The following is a 14,285-nucleotide window of genomic DNA, read 5'->3' on the forward strand; positions in this document are numbered from 1 at the left end:
GCACGCCAGGCAAGGCCTAAGTCTCCTCGACAGCTCGCCGCCCGAACGAAGGAGACGTACCGAATGGTCCTCAGACACGCCCGGACCGCGCGCCACTCGGCCCTGACGGCACTCGGCGCCCTCGTCCTCGCCGGCCTTCCCTGCGCGGCGGCGGCGGACGCCTCCCCCGTGGCGGGCCCCGCGCCCGGTGCGGCCCAGACCCTCGGCGCCGACCGGCCCTCCCCGCACCTGCTCACCGCCCTCCAGCGCGACCTGGACCTGGACGCCGAGCAGGCGTCCACGCGTCTGGTCAACGAGGCGGAGGCGGGCACCCGTGCGGGCCGGCTGCGCAACTCCCTGGGCGAGCGGTACGCCGGTGCCTGGCTGCGCGGCGCGACCGCCGACGAGCTGACGGTGGCGACCACCGACGCCGGGGACGTGGCGGCCATCGAGGCCGAGGGCGCCACCGCACAGGTGGTGGAGCGGCCGCTGGCCGCACTGGAGGCGGCGAAGGAGAAGCTGGACGCGGCGGCGGGCCGGGTCACCGCCCTCGACACGCCCGTCTGGTACATCGACGTGCCGAAGAACCGGGTCGTGGTGCAGGCGGTCGACCAGGCGGCGGGCACCGCGCTCGTGAAGGCCGCCGGACTCGAGCAGGAGGACATCGGTATCCGGCTGTCCGCCGACAGGCCCCGGCTGCTGCAGGACATCACCGGCGGTGACGCCTACTACATCAACGACTCGGCGCGCTGCTCGGTCGGTTTCTCCGTCACCAAGGGCACGCAGCCGGGCTTCGTGACGGCCGGGCACTGCGGCAGGGCGGGCGCCACGACGACCGGCTACGACCGCACCGCGCAGGGCACCTTCCAGGCGTCCGTCTTCCCCGGGAAGGACATGGCGTGGGTGGCCACCCAGAGCCAGTGGACGCCGACGCCCGACGTCAAGGCGCAGAGCGGCCAGGAGGTCCAGGTCACCGGCTCGGCGCAGGCGCTCGTGGGGGCGTCGGTGTGCCGCTCCGGCTCCACGACGGGATGGCACTGCGGCACGATCGAGCAGCACGACGCGAGCGTCCGCTACCCGGAGGGCACGGTCGACGGGCTGACCCGGACCACGGTGTGCGCCGAGCCGGGCGACTCCGGCGGGCCGTACGTCGCGGGCGCCCAGGCGCAGGGGGTCACGTCCGGCGGTTCCGGCGACTGCACCAACGGCGGTACGACGTTCTTCCAGCCGGTCAACCCGATCCTGTCCGAGTACGGCCTGACCCTGGCCACGGCGGCCGCGCAGGCCGCGACCGGGCAGCAGGAGGCCGGGGCCCGGGCGTGGACCGCCGGCTCGGTCTACGAGGCGGGCTCCACGGTCACCCGTGACGGTGTGACGTACCAGTGCCTGCAGACGCACCAGGCGCAGGGGGCGTGGGCCCCGGCCGGGACCCCGGCACTCTGGCAGCGGCTCTGACGGACCGGCCGTACGGCGTCGGCGGTGGCCTGCGGGCCGCACCCGGCGCCCTGTCCCGTGGTCGCCGTCACCCGCGGGGCGGGTCAGGGCTGTTCGGCGAGCAGCGCGTAGGCGGTGGCGAGGAACGGGTCGTGGGAGCGGAACCGGCGGGTGCACACCGCGGCCAGCGCGGTGCCGGTGTCGGGGCGGTAGCCGAGGAACGCCTGCTGCCCGAGGGTGGCCCCGCTGTGGAAGTACAGGGGGCCGCCGTCGGTCGGGTGCCGGAACCAGGCGACGGTGTGCACGTGTCGGTGCCCGATGCCCCGGCGCAGGACGGGCGTGCGTACGGCGCGCAGCGCGCCCGCCAGTTGTGGGCAGCGACCGGGGTCGAGATGGGCTTCGAGGAAGGTCAGCAGGTCGTGCGGGGTGGCCCGGACCGCGCCGGCCGCCCGGAAGCCGCCCGCGTCGAAGGCGGGCAGCGTGCCCGTGCCGTCCTTGCCGTGCCCGACGGCGTCGTGTCCGTCGGTGGCCGGGTGGGGGGCGGTGTCGTGGAGGGCCAGGGGGGCGAGCAGCCGGCCGGCGAGCAGGTCCTGCCAGTCGGTGCCGGTGGCGGCGCCGAGGGCGTGGCCGAGGACGGCGACGCCGAAGTTGGAGTAGCGCCAGCGGGTGCCGGGGCGGTGCCGGGGACGGTACCGCAGGAAGGCGTCGACGACGCGGGCGTCGGGGTAACGGCCGTACGGGTTGGTGCGCCAGGCGGGCAGGGCGCGGGGGTAGAAGCCGGCGGGGAGCGCGGGCAGTCCGGCGGTGTGGGTGACGAGGTGCGCGAGGGTGACCGGCGTGGTGCCGGGCGGGCGCCGGGCGCCGAGGAGGGCGGCGGCCGGTTCGCCGCCGGTGAGCAGGCCGCTGTCCACCAGGTGGGCCAGCAGCAGTCCGGTGTACGCCTTGGTGGCCGAGCCGATCTCGTAGCGCAGCCGGTCGCGGGGACGCCCGGACGGCTCGCCGGTGCCGCCGGTGACCACCGTGCGGCGGCCGTGGCGGGAGAGCGCGAAAACGGTGTCGGGGGCTTCGGCCGCGGCGACCGCCTCGGCCAGCCGCTCCGTCCACCTCCCGTCGTCGGCGCGGCTGTTCGCGCTCTCCGGCGGCCCGTCCTCCCGGTCGGCGGGCGGGCCCGGCCAGGAGGTGCGGTACGCCGTCGTCATGAGGCCTGGACGAGCTCGGTCAGGGCGCGGGAGGTGGCCAGGACCGAGGCGAACGCGGCGACCAGGGTGGGGTGGTACACGACGTCGAAGACGGCTTCCTCGTCGCCCTCGGGCATGTCACGGATGGCGGGCATGGCACCGTCGGGCTGCTGGGCGGCGGCGAACGCCCGCCAGGCCGTCTCGTCGAGGGTGGGGCGGGGCAGACAGGCGTCGACGACGAGGAGTTCGCCGAGCAGGTCCCAGCGCTGCAGGTCCAGCCAGTCGTCGATCCACGCGGGCAGCCAGGTCGCCAGGTACGCGGCGATGTCCTCGGGCAGCCCGTCAGTGCGTGATGTCGTAGGCGATGTGGCCCTCGACGGTCCAGGGTTCGGGGGTGCGGGCCAGCCAGGTGGCGCGCAGGGCCTCGGACTCCGCCGGGCGGGGGGTGAGCCCGAAACGCCGCTGGAACGAGGACAGTCCGAGCCGCCGGGTGGGGGTGGTCTCGAAGGCGAACCAGCTGTCCAGACGGTTGTTCAGCACCACGTGCTGTTCCAGCTCGGGCTGGCTGTAGCCGAGTTCGCGGAACGGCAGGTAGACCTCGAAGGGGATCGGGGAGGCCGGTTCGGTGCGCTGGCCGCGGACCAGCATGGTGCCGCCGTCCAGGGTCTCGCGCCAGATGTGGTCGAGCAGTTTGCGGGCCAGGTCCGCCTGCCGGGATCCGGACACGCCCTCGCGGAAGAGCACCTTGCAGACGAGGGCGAGTTCACCGACCGGTTTGAAGCGTTCGAGGAAGCCCACCTCCGGGTCCACGTCGGGCTCCAGCCGGAAGCCGTCGCGGTGTGCCCAGAGCCATTCCATGGCGCCGACACCGACGGTGTGGACGAGACGGGTGTCGGTCATGCCGGCGCTCCTTGTCCGTCGGGCCGCTGCCCCGCCACGGCTCCGGCGGGCGGGGCGTCCGGGCGGGCACCGGCCAGGACCGCCGCGAAGGCGGCCATGAGGGTGGAGTGGTAGTGGTGCAGGAAGTAGCGGTCGCCGCCGTCACCGGGCCTCGCGCCGAGGTCGCCGAGGTCCCGGTCGTCCAGGGGGATCTCGCCGGACGGGCCCCGGGCGGCGACCAGGCGCTGCCAGGCGTCGACGGGCGCCTCCTCGCCGGTCGTGCGGGCCACGACGGCGGCCACGGCGAGGAGTTCGCCGCCGAGGTCCCACATCCCCGCCTCCAGGCAGGTGTCGAGCCAGGGCGGCAGCCAGTCCGTCAGATAGGCGACCAGGTCCAGGGGCATGGCGGCGGCGTCGCGCCCCCAGTCGCTGAGGTGGAAGACGACGTGGGTGAGGGCGTATCCGGCGTCGCGGCCGAAGGTCCACGGCTCGGGCAGTCCGCCGAGCCAGGTCTGCGGCAGGTCCGCCGGTGCCTGCCCGAAGCGGTGGATGCCGCAGCGTTCCTCGGCGCGCAGCACGCCGAGCCGTCGTGTCGGATCCTGTTCGGTCAGCCGCCAGCCGCGGGTGCGGGCCACCACCGCGGCCGCCTGTTCGAAGGCGGGGTGCCGCAGCCCGGCCGAGGCGAGGGCGGCGTACACCTCCAACGGGTAGGTGGCGAACGGCTCCAGGCGTTGCAGCCGCAGGAACAGTTCACCCTCGTGCGTCTCCTGCCAGGCGAAGTCCAGCAGTCCGCGGGCGCGGGCGTGCAGCGGGTCGGAGGGTTCCGTGTGCCGGGCGACGGTCGCGCAGACCTGGGCGAGTTCGCCGAGCGGTTTCCAGCTGCGGTCGACCTCGCCGTCGACGGCGAGCGCGTCGTCGCCGAGGGCGAAGTCGGGCCTGCGGGAGTCCACCCAGGCCAGCGCGTCCCCGGCGACGGTGCGGAGGTCCTCCGCGGTGCGGGGCGCGGTCACACGCGTGCTCCGGTCCGCATCCGCCGGGCGGCCTGTACCTGGAGGGCGACGAGCGGGTCCTGTCCGCCCATCAGCTCCACGAAGTCCAGCCCGGAGTCGAGGCCCACGGTGTCCGGCACGCCGGGCAGCAGGGTCAGCCAGCGGCCCGCGCCGGCGGCCTGCCGCCAGTCCCGGCGGCGCACCGCCCGGACGAATCCACGGGCGACGTCCACGGGCCGGTGCTCCGCCAGGCGGCTCACCGCGCAGTCATCTCCGGGGACCGCGAGGGGTGCCAGGACGGCGAGTTGATGGGTGAGGACCTGCCAGGTCGCCCCGTCGAGCCAGGTGGTGCCGGGATCGTCCGGCGCTCCGGCGGCCGAGGGGTCGGCCTGGCGCAGGGTACGGGCCATGGCCCAGTGGCTCCATCTGACGGTGGGTGCGGCGTCCGCGCGGGGCGGGTACGCCTCGACCGCCTTGCGGAAGACGGCCAGCTCCGCCGGGTCGGGCGGAGTGTGCGACAGGAGGCCCGGCAGCAACGCGTCCGCTCCCAGGACGCGTACGGCGGCCAGTGCGAGGTCTCCCGCTTCCCCGTCGGTCCCCGCCCGGGGGACCACGTGAGCGTGGTCCCCGCCCCTGAGGGCGGAGACCACACCGGAAGCGAGGTCCTGCACCGCGGCCTGCAAGCGGGTCGAAGTGCCTGACTGCTCCATTCGACTACTCCCGTCGATCCGTTCAGCCCTTCTTCGGGCGCGGGGTCGGCGGCGACAGCAGCAGCTTGGTCGCACCGGAGAGGAGTGCCAGGGCGGCGCACTGCCGGCTGTCGCGGTAGACGCCGTCGGCCTCGACCGGGTCGAGGGCCGCTTCGATGTCGGCGGTCTGGACTCCGGTGAGTTCCTTCTCGAGGACCTTCTCGTCGGGACGCATAACACCATCTCCCTGAGGCGTAGCGAAGTACCTTCCATTTCAGAATCACCCGAATCGGACAAATCACGCCACTTTTCTCATACTTACTTTCGTCTCTTCTTCAACATGCAGGGGGACCACGGGAGCAGCGCGCGGGGGCCCGCTAACCGGCGGCCCGGCCAACTCCCGCAAGGACGACACCGCTGTGCGGAAGGGTCGGGACACGGTGCAGCGAGATGGCCAGATTCTGCTCCGGAACCGTGTACTCCATACGGGCGAGTTGCGCCGCGAGCGCCTCCAACAGGCCGACGGTGAGGCCCTCTCCGGGGCAGCGGTGCCCTGCCGCCGGGTCGCCCCCGCCCTGCGGGACGAGTTCGTCGCGCGCCACGGGCCGTTCGAGGAAGCGCCGCGGGCGGAAGGCGTACGGGTCGCCCCACAGCGCCTCGTCGTGGTTCTGCCCGTACACGTCGAGCACCACCAGTCCCCCGGCGGGCACCCAGGCGCCCCGCCAGAACAGGTCGCGGGCGGCGAGGCCGCCGAGGAACGGCACGAACGGATAGAAGCGACGCACCTCGTGGGCGAAGGCGGTCGCGAACGCGACGTCACCGTCCGCCAGGGGCGCGCGGTTCCCGGGCCAGCGGTGCAGGGCGTGCGCCGTGAAGGCGACGAACCAGGCGAGGGCGGTCGTCGGGCGGACCACGTTGAGCAGTTCCACGGCGGCCGTCTTCTCGTCGAGCGGTTCGCCGTCCGCGTCGCGGTGCCCGCACACCCGCTCCAGCACCGATCCCGCGGGCGCGGTCACCTGGCCGCTGCGGACGTCGCGCACCAGCCGGGCCAGCCGCTCCTCCTGACGGGAGCGGGCCCGTCGGGCCCTCAGATGGCGCGGTCCGGCGGTGGCGAAGCCGTCCACCATCGCCGTCATGTCCCGTGCGGTCGCCGCGGCGTCGCCGTCGTCCAGCGGTATGCCGGCCCAGCGGTGCACGCCGCGGGTGAGCACCGTGGCCGCCTCGTCGAACAGCACCACGCTGTCGCGCGCGCTCCATCCCGGTACGGCCTTGTCCCAGGCGGCGACGACATGGTCCGTCAGCCCGGACACGGCGGCGGGTTCCAGCAGCGGGAGGAACAGCTCCTTGCGGACCCGGTGGGCGGCGCCGTCGAGGGTGTGCACGGCGCCGTGGCCGAAGAGCGTGCCGAGGACCGGCTCGGGGATGGCGCGGTGCCGGTGCACGTTTCGCTCGTCGTAGAAGAACCGCACCGCGTCCGGTCCGCGCAGGGCGAGGGCCGGGCGGCCCATGATGCGGGTGCGGACCACGGAGCCGGCGGCGTCACGCATCCGGTTGGGCAGCCAGGCGTAGCCCTCGGCGAGGAGCGGGAGGGTGCGGTCGGTCAAGGGGCGGCTGAGTACGTCCATGGCCGTCGGGTGCCCGCCCGCCCTTCACGGACACTCCGGAGAGCGGGCGTCGCACCCGTCCGGGCGTGGCGCACACCACGCCCCGGTCGAGATCCGCGTCACGTCCGGGGCGGAGGGGTGCGGACTACGGTGCTGGCGTCCTCTCCTTTTCCTCCCCGATTCGGACGGACCCGCAGTGCCCGCAACGCGCCTCTCCCCCGTCATCACGGCCACCGCGCAGTGGCTGATCCGTTCCTTCCCCGCGCACGGCGGGGCCCTGGCCGCCGCCCTGTGCGAGATCCAGGCACGGCAGGCGGTGACGGTCGCGGCCCGGCTGCGGTACCCGACCGCGATGGACGCGGAGCTGGTGGGACTCGCGGGCCCGGGCGGATCGGGCGCGCTGGACCGGATCACCGGGGCCGAGGACCACGAGGGCGAACCGTGGCGCACCTGGGTCGACGAGGTGGTGGCCAGCTGGGCGGCGTGCCTGCTGTCCGACGCCGGACTGGCGGCCCGGGCGGTGGCCGCGCTGGGCGGCGGCACCGGTGAGTACCGCCGGCTGCTCGCCCCCGACGCCATGGACGTCCGGGCGGCGGCCCTGCTCCGCCACCCGGACCTCCTCACCCCGGTCACCCACCTCCACCACGCCTCCCTCCTGTCCCGCCTGGACCCGAACTCAGCCCTCGCGGCCTGACGGCCCGTTCCAGCGACGCCGAGCCGCGCCACGCTTCGGCCTCGAAAGCCCCGGCCCCGGTGACCCGCTCCCGCGACGCGAGCCGCACACCCGTACCCGGCCCCGGCACTCCACGGCCCACCCTGCTCACTCACGCGACGCGGACGGCACCGCTCGCACCCGACGCCGGTCGCCTGACCCGCCCACCGAGCGACGCCGGGGCCGGTCCCGCCCGGCCGTTCCCGGGGACCGGCACCGAACGACGCGGGACCGCCGCCCCCCCTCGGCCGATCCCCCGCGTCGTCCGAGGCGGGCCGTCGTCGGAGGGCGCGTCTGCGGGCGGCCTGGCCGCCGGGCCCGCGACGGCCGGCCGTCGCGGTGGCGGCCCCGGCCGGTCCCGTTGTGTGCCGGAGGCGGGTCGCATGGTCACCGTGGGTGGTTCACCCGACCGCAGTAGGCGACCGTGCCGTTGCCCGCCGTACGGGTGAGGGTGTGGGGCATGAGTAGCCCCATATCCCGGAAGTGGGAGCACGCCGTCGTCACCGGCGGCGCCGGATTCGTCGGCTCCCATCTGTGCACCGCCCTGCTCGACGCGGGGGCGGCCGTGACCTGCGTGGACGACCTGAGCACCGGGCGCCCCGAGAACATCGCCCCGCTGCTCGACCGTCCGGGGTTCACCCTCGTCCAGGCCGACGTGTCCGAGGAGCTGCCGGTGAGCCGGCGCCCCGACCTCGTCCTGCACTTCGCCTCCCCGGCCTCTCCCGCGGACTATCTGCGGCTGCCGCTGCACACCATGGAGACGGGCAGCCTCGGCACCCGCAACGCCCTCGCCCTCGAGGGCGGGTGGCTGGTGCTGGACCGGGTGGCGGAGGGCCGGCCCGGCCGGGAGGCGGCGGTCCGCTTCGGGCGGGACCTCGCCGGTCTGCACACGACGGGCGCCCCCGCGTTCGGGACACCGCCACCGGGCGGACCGGTGGAGGCGTTCATCGGGCCGGCCCCGATGCGCAACGTCACCGGTGACTTCTGGCCCGGCTGGTACGCCGAGCACCGGGTGCTGCCGTATCTGCGCCGGGCGGTCGACGAGGGCACGGTGACGCCCGGTGAGGCGGCGTCGGTCGAGCGGGTCTGCGAGCGGCTGCCGGAGCTGGCCGGGCCCGCCGAGCCGCCCGCGCGGCTGCACGGCGACCTGTGGAACGGCAACGTGCTGTGGGGTGCCGACGGGAGGGTCCGGGTGATCGACCCGGCCGCCCACGGCGGGCACCGGGAGACCGACCTGGCGATGCTGGAGCTGTTCGGCTGTCCGCTGCTGGACGCGGTGCTCGACGGCTACGAGGACGTGGCGCCCCTGGCGGAGGGCCGGCGCGCACGCGTCGGCGTGCACCAGCTGTTCCCGCTGCTGGTGCACGCCGTGCTGTTCGGGCGGGGCTACGCCGAGCAGGCGCTCGACGCGGCCCGCTCGGCGCTGTCCCGGTGACCTCTCAGCGGGTCACCACGTGCCGCTCGTCGGGGACGCAGTGGGTCATGGTGAGCCCTTCCACGTCACGCGGCGGGTTGTCACCGAGGTTGGCGAGCCGCTTGCGGTCGTCGTCGGTGAGGTCCTGGCTCGCCAGCGGCTCCAGGTGGGCGACGTCCTCCGGCACGATGCCGAGGCCCTCACCGACCCGGCGGCCGAGGTCGTTCTCGACGAGCAGGAAGTGCCACACCATGCGCTCCTGGACCGGCCGGTCGCACTGGGAGAGCTGGCCGATGAAGTTCTTGACCAGGTCGTCACGCTCCCAGTCCTCCATCAGCAGATAGCGCTGCCCCGCCTGGAGGTAGTCGTTGGTGCGTTCGATGCGCTTGCGGGTGACGCGGCCCCGGATCTCCGGGCCCTGCTCGTCGTGCGTCGGGTACTGGGCCTCGCGCAGCCCGCCGGTGATCGACGGCTCGTAGTTGACGTGCGGGTTCTCCCCGCCGCCGTCCTGGTGGTAGGCCATAAGGCCGTCGCGCTGGTTGGTGCGCACCTCGGCGTTCTTGGCCTGGTTGACCGGCAGCTGCAGGTAGTTGGGACCGACCCGGTAGCGCTGGGTGTCGCTGTAGGAGAAAGTCCGGCCGACGAGCATCTTGTCGTCGGAGAAGTCCAGGCCGTCGACGAGGACGCCGGTGCCGAAGGAGATCTGCTCGTTCTCGGCGAAGAAGTTGTCCGGCATCCGGTTGAGCACCATCTTGCCCACCGGCTTGGGCGGGAAGTCCTGCTCGGGCCAGGTCTTGGTGTCGTCCAGCGGGTCGAAGTCCAGCTCCGGGTGCTCGTGGTCGTCCATCATCTGGACGAGCAGCTCCCACTCGGGGTACTCGCCGCGCTCGACGGCCTCGTAGAGGTCCTTGGTGGCGTGGCCGAGGGACTGCGCCTGGACGTTCGCCGCGTCCTCCTCGGTCATGGACCGCACGCCCTGCTTGGGCATCCAGTGGTACTTGACCAGCTTGGTCTCGCCCTCGGCGTTGACCCACTTGTAGGTGTTCACTCCGAAGCCCTGCATGTGGCGGTAGTCCGAGGGGATGCCGCGCGGGCTGAACAGGTTGACCAGCATGTGCATGCACTCGGGGGTCTGCGACATGAAGTCGAAGATGCGGCGCGGCTGCTGCTCGAAGGTGACCGGGTCGGGCTTGAGGGCGTGGATGACGTCCGGGAACTTGATGGCGTCCCGGATGAAGAAGACGCCCAGGTTGTTGCCGACGAGGTCCCAGTTGCCGTCCTCGGTGTAGAACTTCACGGCGAAGCCGCGGGGGTCGCGGGCGGTCTCGGCGGAGTCCCGGCCGCCGATGACGGTGGAGAAGCGGACGGCGAGATCGGTGCGCTTGCCCGCCTCCTGGAAGAGCTTGGCGCGGGTGAAGCGGGAGATCGGCTCGTCGCCCCACGTGCCGTACGCCTCGAAGTAGCCGTACGCGGTGACGCCGCGGGCGTGCACGACGCGCTCGGGGATGCGCTCCCGGTCGAAGTGGCTGATCTTCTCCAGGAACTGGTAGTTCTCCAGCGTGGCCGGGCCGCGCGAGCCCACGGTGCGCTGGTTCTGGTTGTCGTAGACCGGATGGCCCTGCCGGTTGGTGAGTACCTTGCGGTCGTCGCCGGTAGCGGGGCCCTGGCTCGAAACGTCCGTCATGATCGTGGGGCTCCTTGCACTGCTGTTCATGGCCGGTGACGGGCCGGGGCGCGGCTGCCTCCGGGCCGTCGGCCGGTTCCTGGCGGGCGGCCCGGGTACCCGGCGCCGCGGCGTCATTCACGCCGCGCGTCCGTGGACCCGTTCGCGGCGACGGCCGGACGAACGGGCGCCCGGCCACCGGTCACGTCCCGCCGGTGGCGTGCGTACGAGGGTCATGCTGCCCCCGTTCTCGACGGGCGGCGACCGGAGCGCCACGGAGGGTGACGGTGCGCGCGCCTGGCCGACAGCCCGCAGGCCCGGGCAGCGCGCCGTACGACGGTGTCCGGGCCTGCCTGTGCCGGGTGCCCGGCCGCCGCCCAGGCGGGCGCGCAGCAGTTCCTTGCCCGGGTCATGGGGATCTCCCCCTGGCGGTGCTCGTCCACCGCCCGCCCCGGTCCGCCTCATGACGGCGGGCGGGTACCCGGCCCTGAGGCGGGCGCACCAGGAGGCGGGAGCGCGACCGGTCCCCCGTTCCGGTCGTGCCCCCGCCGTGGCTCGAAACTATGCAACGCGGGACCGGTCTGTGTAGCGCACCGGTGCCCGGTGCGCGGGCCGCGGGACTCACCCGTGCACAAGTGAGTCCGAAACGCCCGGTTCACTCCCCCGCGAGGGGCGGCCGGTCCAGGTCACCGACCGCCAGATGGGCCAGGGCCACCTCGTACAGATCGGTCCCCCCGGCCAGCAGCTGGCGTTCCAGGACCGGTTCGGCGCTGCGCACGTGCTCGCGCACGGTCTGGGCGTGGACACCGAGGGTCTGCGCGGCCCGCTCGGCGTTGGCGCCCTCGGCGATCCAGGTGCGCAGGGTGCGGCGGACGTTGCGGGGGTCGGGGTGGAGCCGGTCCAGCAGCTCCCGCGCCCAGCCGGCGACGGCGGGGGAGGACAGCAGCTCGGCGAGGCGTCGGGAGCCCGCCCGGGAGCCCGCGGGTCCCTGACCGTCCAGCAGGTTGATCTGGGTGTGCAGCGCCAGGTGCACGACGGCGCGCACGGTGACGTCGTCGAAGTCGACCCCGAGCATGGACTCCACGCGGTCCATGCGGGCGCGCACGGTGTTGCGGCTGACGCCCAGGATCTTCGCGGTGCTGACGGCGGTGAACTCCAGGCCGAGCCGGGTGGTGGCGATCAGCTCGGCGCGGGTGTGGTGGGGCAGCGCGTCGAGCGGGCGCAGCACCCGCGCCGCCCAGGTGCGCAGGGCGGCGGGATCCATCAGCCGCTCGGGGTGGGTGCGCTCGGCGTACACGGCCGTCTTGTCGGGCCGGAAACGGGCCACGGCCAGGGCGCTGACGGCCTGTCCGTAGGCGGTGGCGGTGCGCGCCAGGCTCTGCCACACGCTGCCCCCGACGAAGATGTCCGGGTGGCTCTCCGCCACGGACCGCAGGTCGTCGGCGGTGGCCTCGCGCGGGCTGAGGACGATCACATGGCCGTCCACGGCGGGGCACCGCACGACCAGCGCCTCCTCGCGGGTGCGTTCGATGCACTCGGCGGCCAGCCGGTCCCGCACGGCGGGGTCGGACTCCATGACGTAGACGCACGCGGTCTCGGCGTCCAGCAGGCCCGGCCAGAGCCCCGAGGCGACCCGGCGCGCGGAGACCGTGTCCTCGACCATCAGCAGCTGCAGGATGGCCAGCCGCAGGTCGGCGGTGGCCCGCCCGAGCCGGACGCCGGCCGCGCGGGTCTCGTGGACGGTGAGCAGCACCTCGATCACCTGCGCGGTGTGGGTGACGACGTCCGAGGCGTCCCGGTCGAACGGCGCCCCGCGGGAGACGGCCAGCACGCAGGCCCCCGAAGGGTGTCCGACGCGCACCAGGCGCTGGTGGCGTCCGTCGCCGTCCCAGGCGGCCGAGGCGATCCGGCCGGAGGCGACGTCGGCGGCGACGGACTCGTCCAGCGGCAGCGGAATCCCGGCCAGCAGACCGCCGTCGCCGTCGCGCAGGGCCACCTCCGCGTGCACCGCGCCGGCCAGCCAGTCGACGACCCTGCGGACGTCCCGCCCGGCGGGCCGCAGATGCTCGAGCAGCTCACGCGCCCAGCCCGGGCGCCCGCCGGTCCCCGTCGTCCCCCGCGCCGCGTCCTTTCGGCCTGTCACCTCGGCCTTCCCCTCGTCTTCCTCGCCGCCTCGGCCCGGACGGGCGACGTTACCCCACACGTGGGCGTGGCTCATCCCGGCGCGACGGGGCCCGTGCTCCTGCGGGTGACGCCGCACCGGTGCGCACCGTGCCGGGCCACGGTCGGCTTAAGCTCGGTGAATGGCCAAGTACTTCGACGTGCATCCTGACAATCCCCAGCCGCGCACCATCGGCCAGATCGCCGCCGCCATCCGCGACGACGCCCTGATCGCGTACCCCACGGACTCCTGCTACGCGCTCGGCTGCCGTCTGGGCAGCCGCACCGGCACCGACCGCATCCGCGCCATCCGCAAGCTGGACGACCGGCACCACTTCACGCTGGTGTGCCGGGACTTCGCGCAGCTCGGCCAGTTCGTACGGATCGACAACGACGTCTTCCGCGCGGTCAAGGCGTCGACGCCGGGCCGCTACACGTTCATCCTGCCCGCGACGAAGGAGGTGCCGCGCATGCTGCAGCACCCCAAGAAGAAGACCGTGGGCGTGCGCATCCCCGACCACGTGGTCACCCAGGCGCTGCTGGCGGAGCTGGGTGAGCCGCTGCTGTCCAGCACGCTGCTGCTGCCCGGCGAGGACGAGCCGATGACCCAGGGCTGGGAGATCAAGGACCGCCTCGACCACGAGGTGGACGCGGTGCTGGACTCCGGCGACTGCGGCACCGAGCCGACCACGGTGATCGACTTCTCCGGTGGCGAGGCGGAGATCGTGCGGGTGGGCGCGGGCGACGTCTCGCGCTTCGAGTGACGGGAGGGACGCACGGATGACGGACGTGCGGGGGACCGAGGTCCGGGTCCCGACGGACGACGGCACGGCGGACGCGTACCTGGCGCGTCACGCGGACGGCGCGCCCCGGCCGGCGGTGCTGTGCTTCACCGACGCCTTCGGGCTGCGCCCGACGGTGCGGAAGGCGGCCGACCGGCTGGCGGCGGCCGGGTACACGGTGCTGGTGCCGAACCTCTTCCACCGGCGGGGGCCCGCTCCGGTGGTCGACGTGCCCGCGTTCGTCGACGCCGGGGCGCGGGCCGAGGTGTTCCGGCACCTGGCACCGGCGTTGGAGGAGCTGACGCCGGAGCGGGCGACGGGTGACGCGGGGGCGTACCTCGCGTGGCTCGCCGGGCGGCCGGAGACGGCCGAGGGCCCGGCGGCCCTGGTCGGCTACTGCATGGGCGCGGGCCTGGCGCTGCGCGCGGCCGGCGCCTTCCCCGACCGGGTGGCGGCCGTGGCGGGCTTCCACGGCGGCCGGCTGGCGACGGACGCCCCGGACAGCCCGCACCTGGCGGCCGGACGGATCACGGCCGAGGTGTACCTCGGGCACGCGGACCAGGACCCGTCCCTGCCGCCGGAGCAGATCGAGCGGCTGGAGCAGGCGCTGACGGACGCCGGTGTGCGGCACCGCTGCGAGGTGTACACCGGGGCCCGGCACGGCTTCACCCAGTCCGACACGGAGTCCTACGACGAGAAGGCCGACGAACGCCACTGGACGGAGTTGGTCGGCCTGTTGGACCGCACCTTCCGGCCCGCGTCGTGAAATCGGCGGCGCGGCAACGGGATTGACCGGCACCCC

General features: G+C 74.2%; 12 protein-coding genes and 1 pseudogene. 5 read left to right on the forward strand and 8 right to left on the reverse strand.

The genetic code is table 11. The features are described from left to right. The first annotated feature begins 63 nt into the window (after positions 1 to 63). Positions 64 to 1,434, forward strand: coding sequence for a trypsin-like serine protease (locus F3L20_RS21245; RefSeq protein WP_150155718.1), 1,371 nt, complete (start codon positions 64 to 66; stop codon positions 1,432 to 1,434). 83 nt (positions 1,435 to 1,517) lie between these two features. Here the strand turns inward: F3L20_RS21245 and F3L20_RS21250 are convergent, their stop codons facing one another. The 6 genes and pseudogenes from F3L20_RS21250 to F3L20_RS21275 all read right to left on the reverse strand — a co-directional run bounded on the left by F3L20_RS21250 (position 1,518) and on the right by F3L20_RS21275 (position 6,773). Continuing rightward, on the reverse strand, positions 1,518 to 2,612 hold the full coding sequence (locus F3L20_RS21250; RefSeq protein ID WP_150155719.1) for a serine hydrolase domain-containing protein: 1,095 nt from the start codon (positions 2,610 to 2,612) through the stop codon (positions 1,518 to 1,520). After that, positions 2,609 to 3,491, reverse strand: a pseudogene (locus F3L20_RS21255) (DUF6895 family protein). Before F3L20_RS21255 ends, F3L20_RS21250 begins: the two are co-directional and overlap by 4 nt. Continuing rightward, positions 3,488 to 4,480, reverse strand: a complete 993-nt coding sequence (locus F3L20_RS21260; protein WP_150155720.1) for a DUF6895 family protein — start codon at positions 4,478 to 4,480, stop codon at positions 3,488 to 3,490. The pseudogene F3L20_RS21255 and the gene F3L20_RS21260 overlap by 4 nt, the downstream one beginning before the upstream one ends. Next, entirely contained in the window at positions 4,477 to 5,169 is a 693-nt protein-coding gene (locus tag F3L20_RS21265) for a hypothetical protein (protein ID WP_150155721.1), read from the reverse strand. The genes F3L20_RS21260 and F3L20_RS21265 overlap by 4 nt, the downstream gene beginning before the upstream one ends. A 22-nt stretch (positions 5,170 to 5,191) precedes the next feature. Next, the gene (locus F3L20_RS21270; protein WP_024887656.1) at positions 5,192 to 5,383 is read right to left on the reverse strand and encodes a hypothetical protein; all 192 of its coding nucleotides are present in this window, start codon (positions 5,381 to 5,383) and stop codon (positions 5,192 to 5,194) included. A gap of 142 nt (positions 5,384 to 5,525) precedes the next feature. Continuing rightward, positions 5,526 to 6,773 carry a cytochrome P450 gene (locus F3L20_RS21275; protein ID WP_150155722.1) on the reverse strand — a complete coding sequence of 416 codons (1,248 nt, stop codon included), beginning with the start codon at positions 6,771 to 6,773 and terminating at the stop codon, positions 5,526 to 5,528. Positions 6,774 to 6,948: 175 nt separating this feature from the next. Here F3L20_RS21275 and F3L20_RS21280 point away from each other — a divergent pair, with 175 nt between their 5' ends. Next, on the forward strand, positions 6,949 to 7,446 hold the full coding sequence (locus F3L20_RS21280) for a hypothetical protein (protein WP_150155723.1): 498 nt from the start codon (positions 6,949 to 6,951) through the stop codon (positions 7,444 to 7,446). A gap of 478 nt (positions 7,447 to 7,924) precedes the next feature. Further along, entirely contained in the window at positions 7,925 to 8,899 is a 975-nt protein-coding gene (locus F3L20_RS34875; RefSeq protein WP_150155724.1) for a fructosamine kinase family protein, read from the forward strand. A 4-nt stretch (positions 8,900 to 8,903) separates the two neighbouring features. On the opposite strand, the gene F3L20_RS21290 is transcribed toward F3L20_RS34875, so the two are convergent. Together F3L20_RS21290 and F3L20_RS21295 are read right to left on the reverse strand one after the other, a co-directional pair. Continuing rightward, the gene (locus F3L20_RS21290; RefSeq protein ID WP_145828454.1) at positions 8,904 to 10,562 is read right to left on the reverse strand and encodes a catalase; all 1,659 of its coding nucleotides are present in this window, start codon (positions 10,560 to 10,562) and stop codon (positions 8,904 to 8,906) included. 634 nt (positions 10,563 to 11,196) lie between these two features. Next, on the reverse strand, positions 11,197 to 12,684 hold the full coding sequence (locus F3L20_RS21295; RefSeq protein WP_240810732.1) for a helix-turn-helix domain-containing protein: 1,488 nt from the start codon (positions 12,682 to 12,684) through the stop codon (positions 11,197 to 11,199). A gap of 160 nt (positions 12,685 to 12,844) precedes the next feature. Between F3L20_RS21295 and F3L20_RS21300 the strand changes: the two genes are divergently transcribed. Next, a complete protein-coding gene (locus F3L20_RS21300; protein ID WP_167534576.1) occupies positions 12,845 to 13,465 on the forward strand; it encodes an L-threonylcarbamoyladenylate synthase in 621 nt (206 codons plus the stop codon). Between the two features lie 16 nt (positions 13,466 to 13,481). Beyond that, positions 13,482 to 14,249: a dienelactone hydrolase family protein gene (locus F3L20_RS21305; protein WP_150155726.1), complete on the forward strand. Its 768-nt coding sequence runs from the start codon at positions 13,482 to 13,484 to the stop codon at positions 14,247 to 14,249. The last annotated feature ends 36 nt before the right edge of the window (positions 14,250 to 14,285 follow it).

The organism is Streptomyces tendae (assembly GCF_008632955.1).
GTDB lineage: Bacteria > Actinomycetota > Actinomycetes > Streptomycetales > Streptomycetaceae > Streptomyces.

Coding starts and splice junctions, on each gene's coding strand:
- F3L20_RS21245 (WP_150155718.1), top strand. CDS start 64: ATGGTCCTCAGACACGCCCGGACCGCGCGCCACTCGGCCCTGACGGCA.
- F3L20_RS21250 (WP_150155719.1), bottom strand. CDS start 2,612: ATGACGACGGCGTACCGCACCTCCTGGCCGGGCCCGCCCGCCGACCGG.
- F3L20_RS21265 (WP_150155721.1), bottom strand. CDS start 5,169: ATGGAGCAGTCAGGCACTTCGACCCGCTTGCAGGCCGCGGTGCAGGAC.
- F3L20_RS21270 (WP_024887656.1), bottom strand. CDS start 5,383: ATGCGTCCCGACGAGAAGGTCCTCGAGAAGGAACTCACCGGAGTCCAG.
- F3L20_RS21275 (WP_150155722.1), bottom strand. CDS start 6,773: ATGGACGTACTCAGCCGCCCCTTGACCGACCGCACCCTCCCGCTCCTC.
- F3L20_RS34875 (WP_150155724.1), top strand. CDS start 7,925: ATGAGTAGCCCCATATCCCGGAAGTGGGAGCACGCCGTCGTCACCGGC.
- F3L20_RS21290 (WP_145828454.1), bottom strand. CDS start 10,562: ATGACGGACGTTTCGAGCCAGGGCCCCGCTACCGGCGACGACCGCAAG.
- F3L20_RS21300 (WP_167534576.1), top strand. CDS start 12,845: ATGGCCAAGTACTTCGACGTGCATCCTGACAATCCCCAGCCGCGCACC.
- F3L20_RS21305 (WP_150155726.1), top strand. CDS start 13,482: ATGACGGACGTGCGGGGGACCGAGGTCCGGGTCCCGACGGACGACGGC.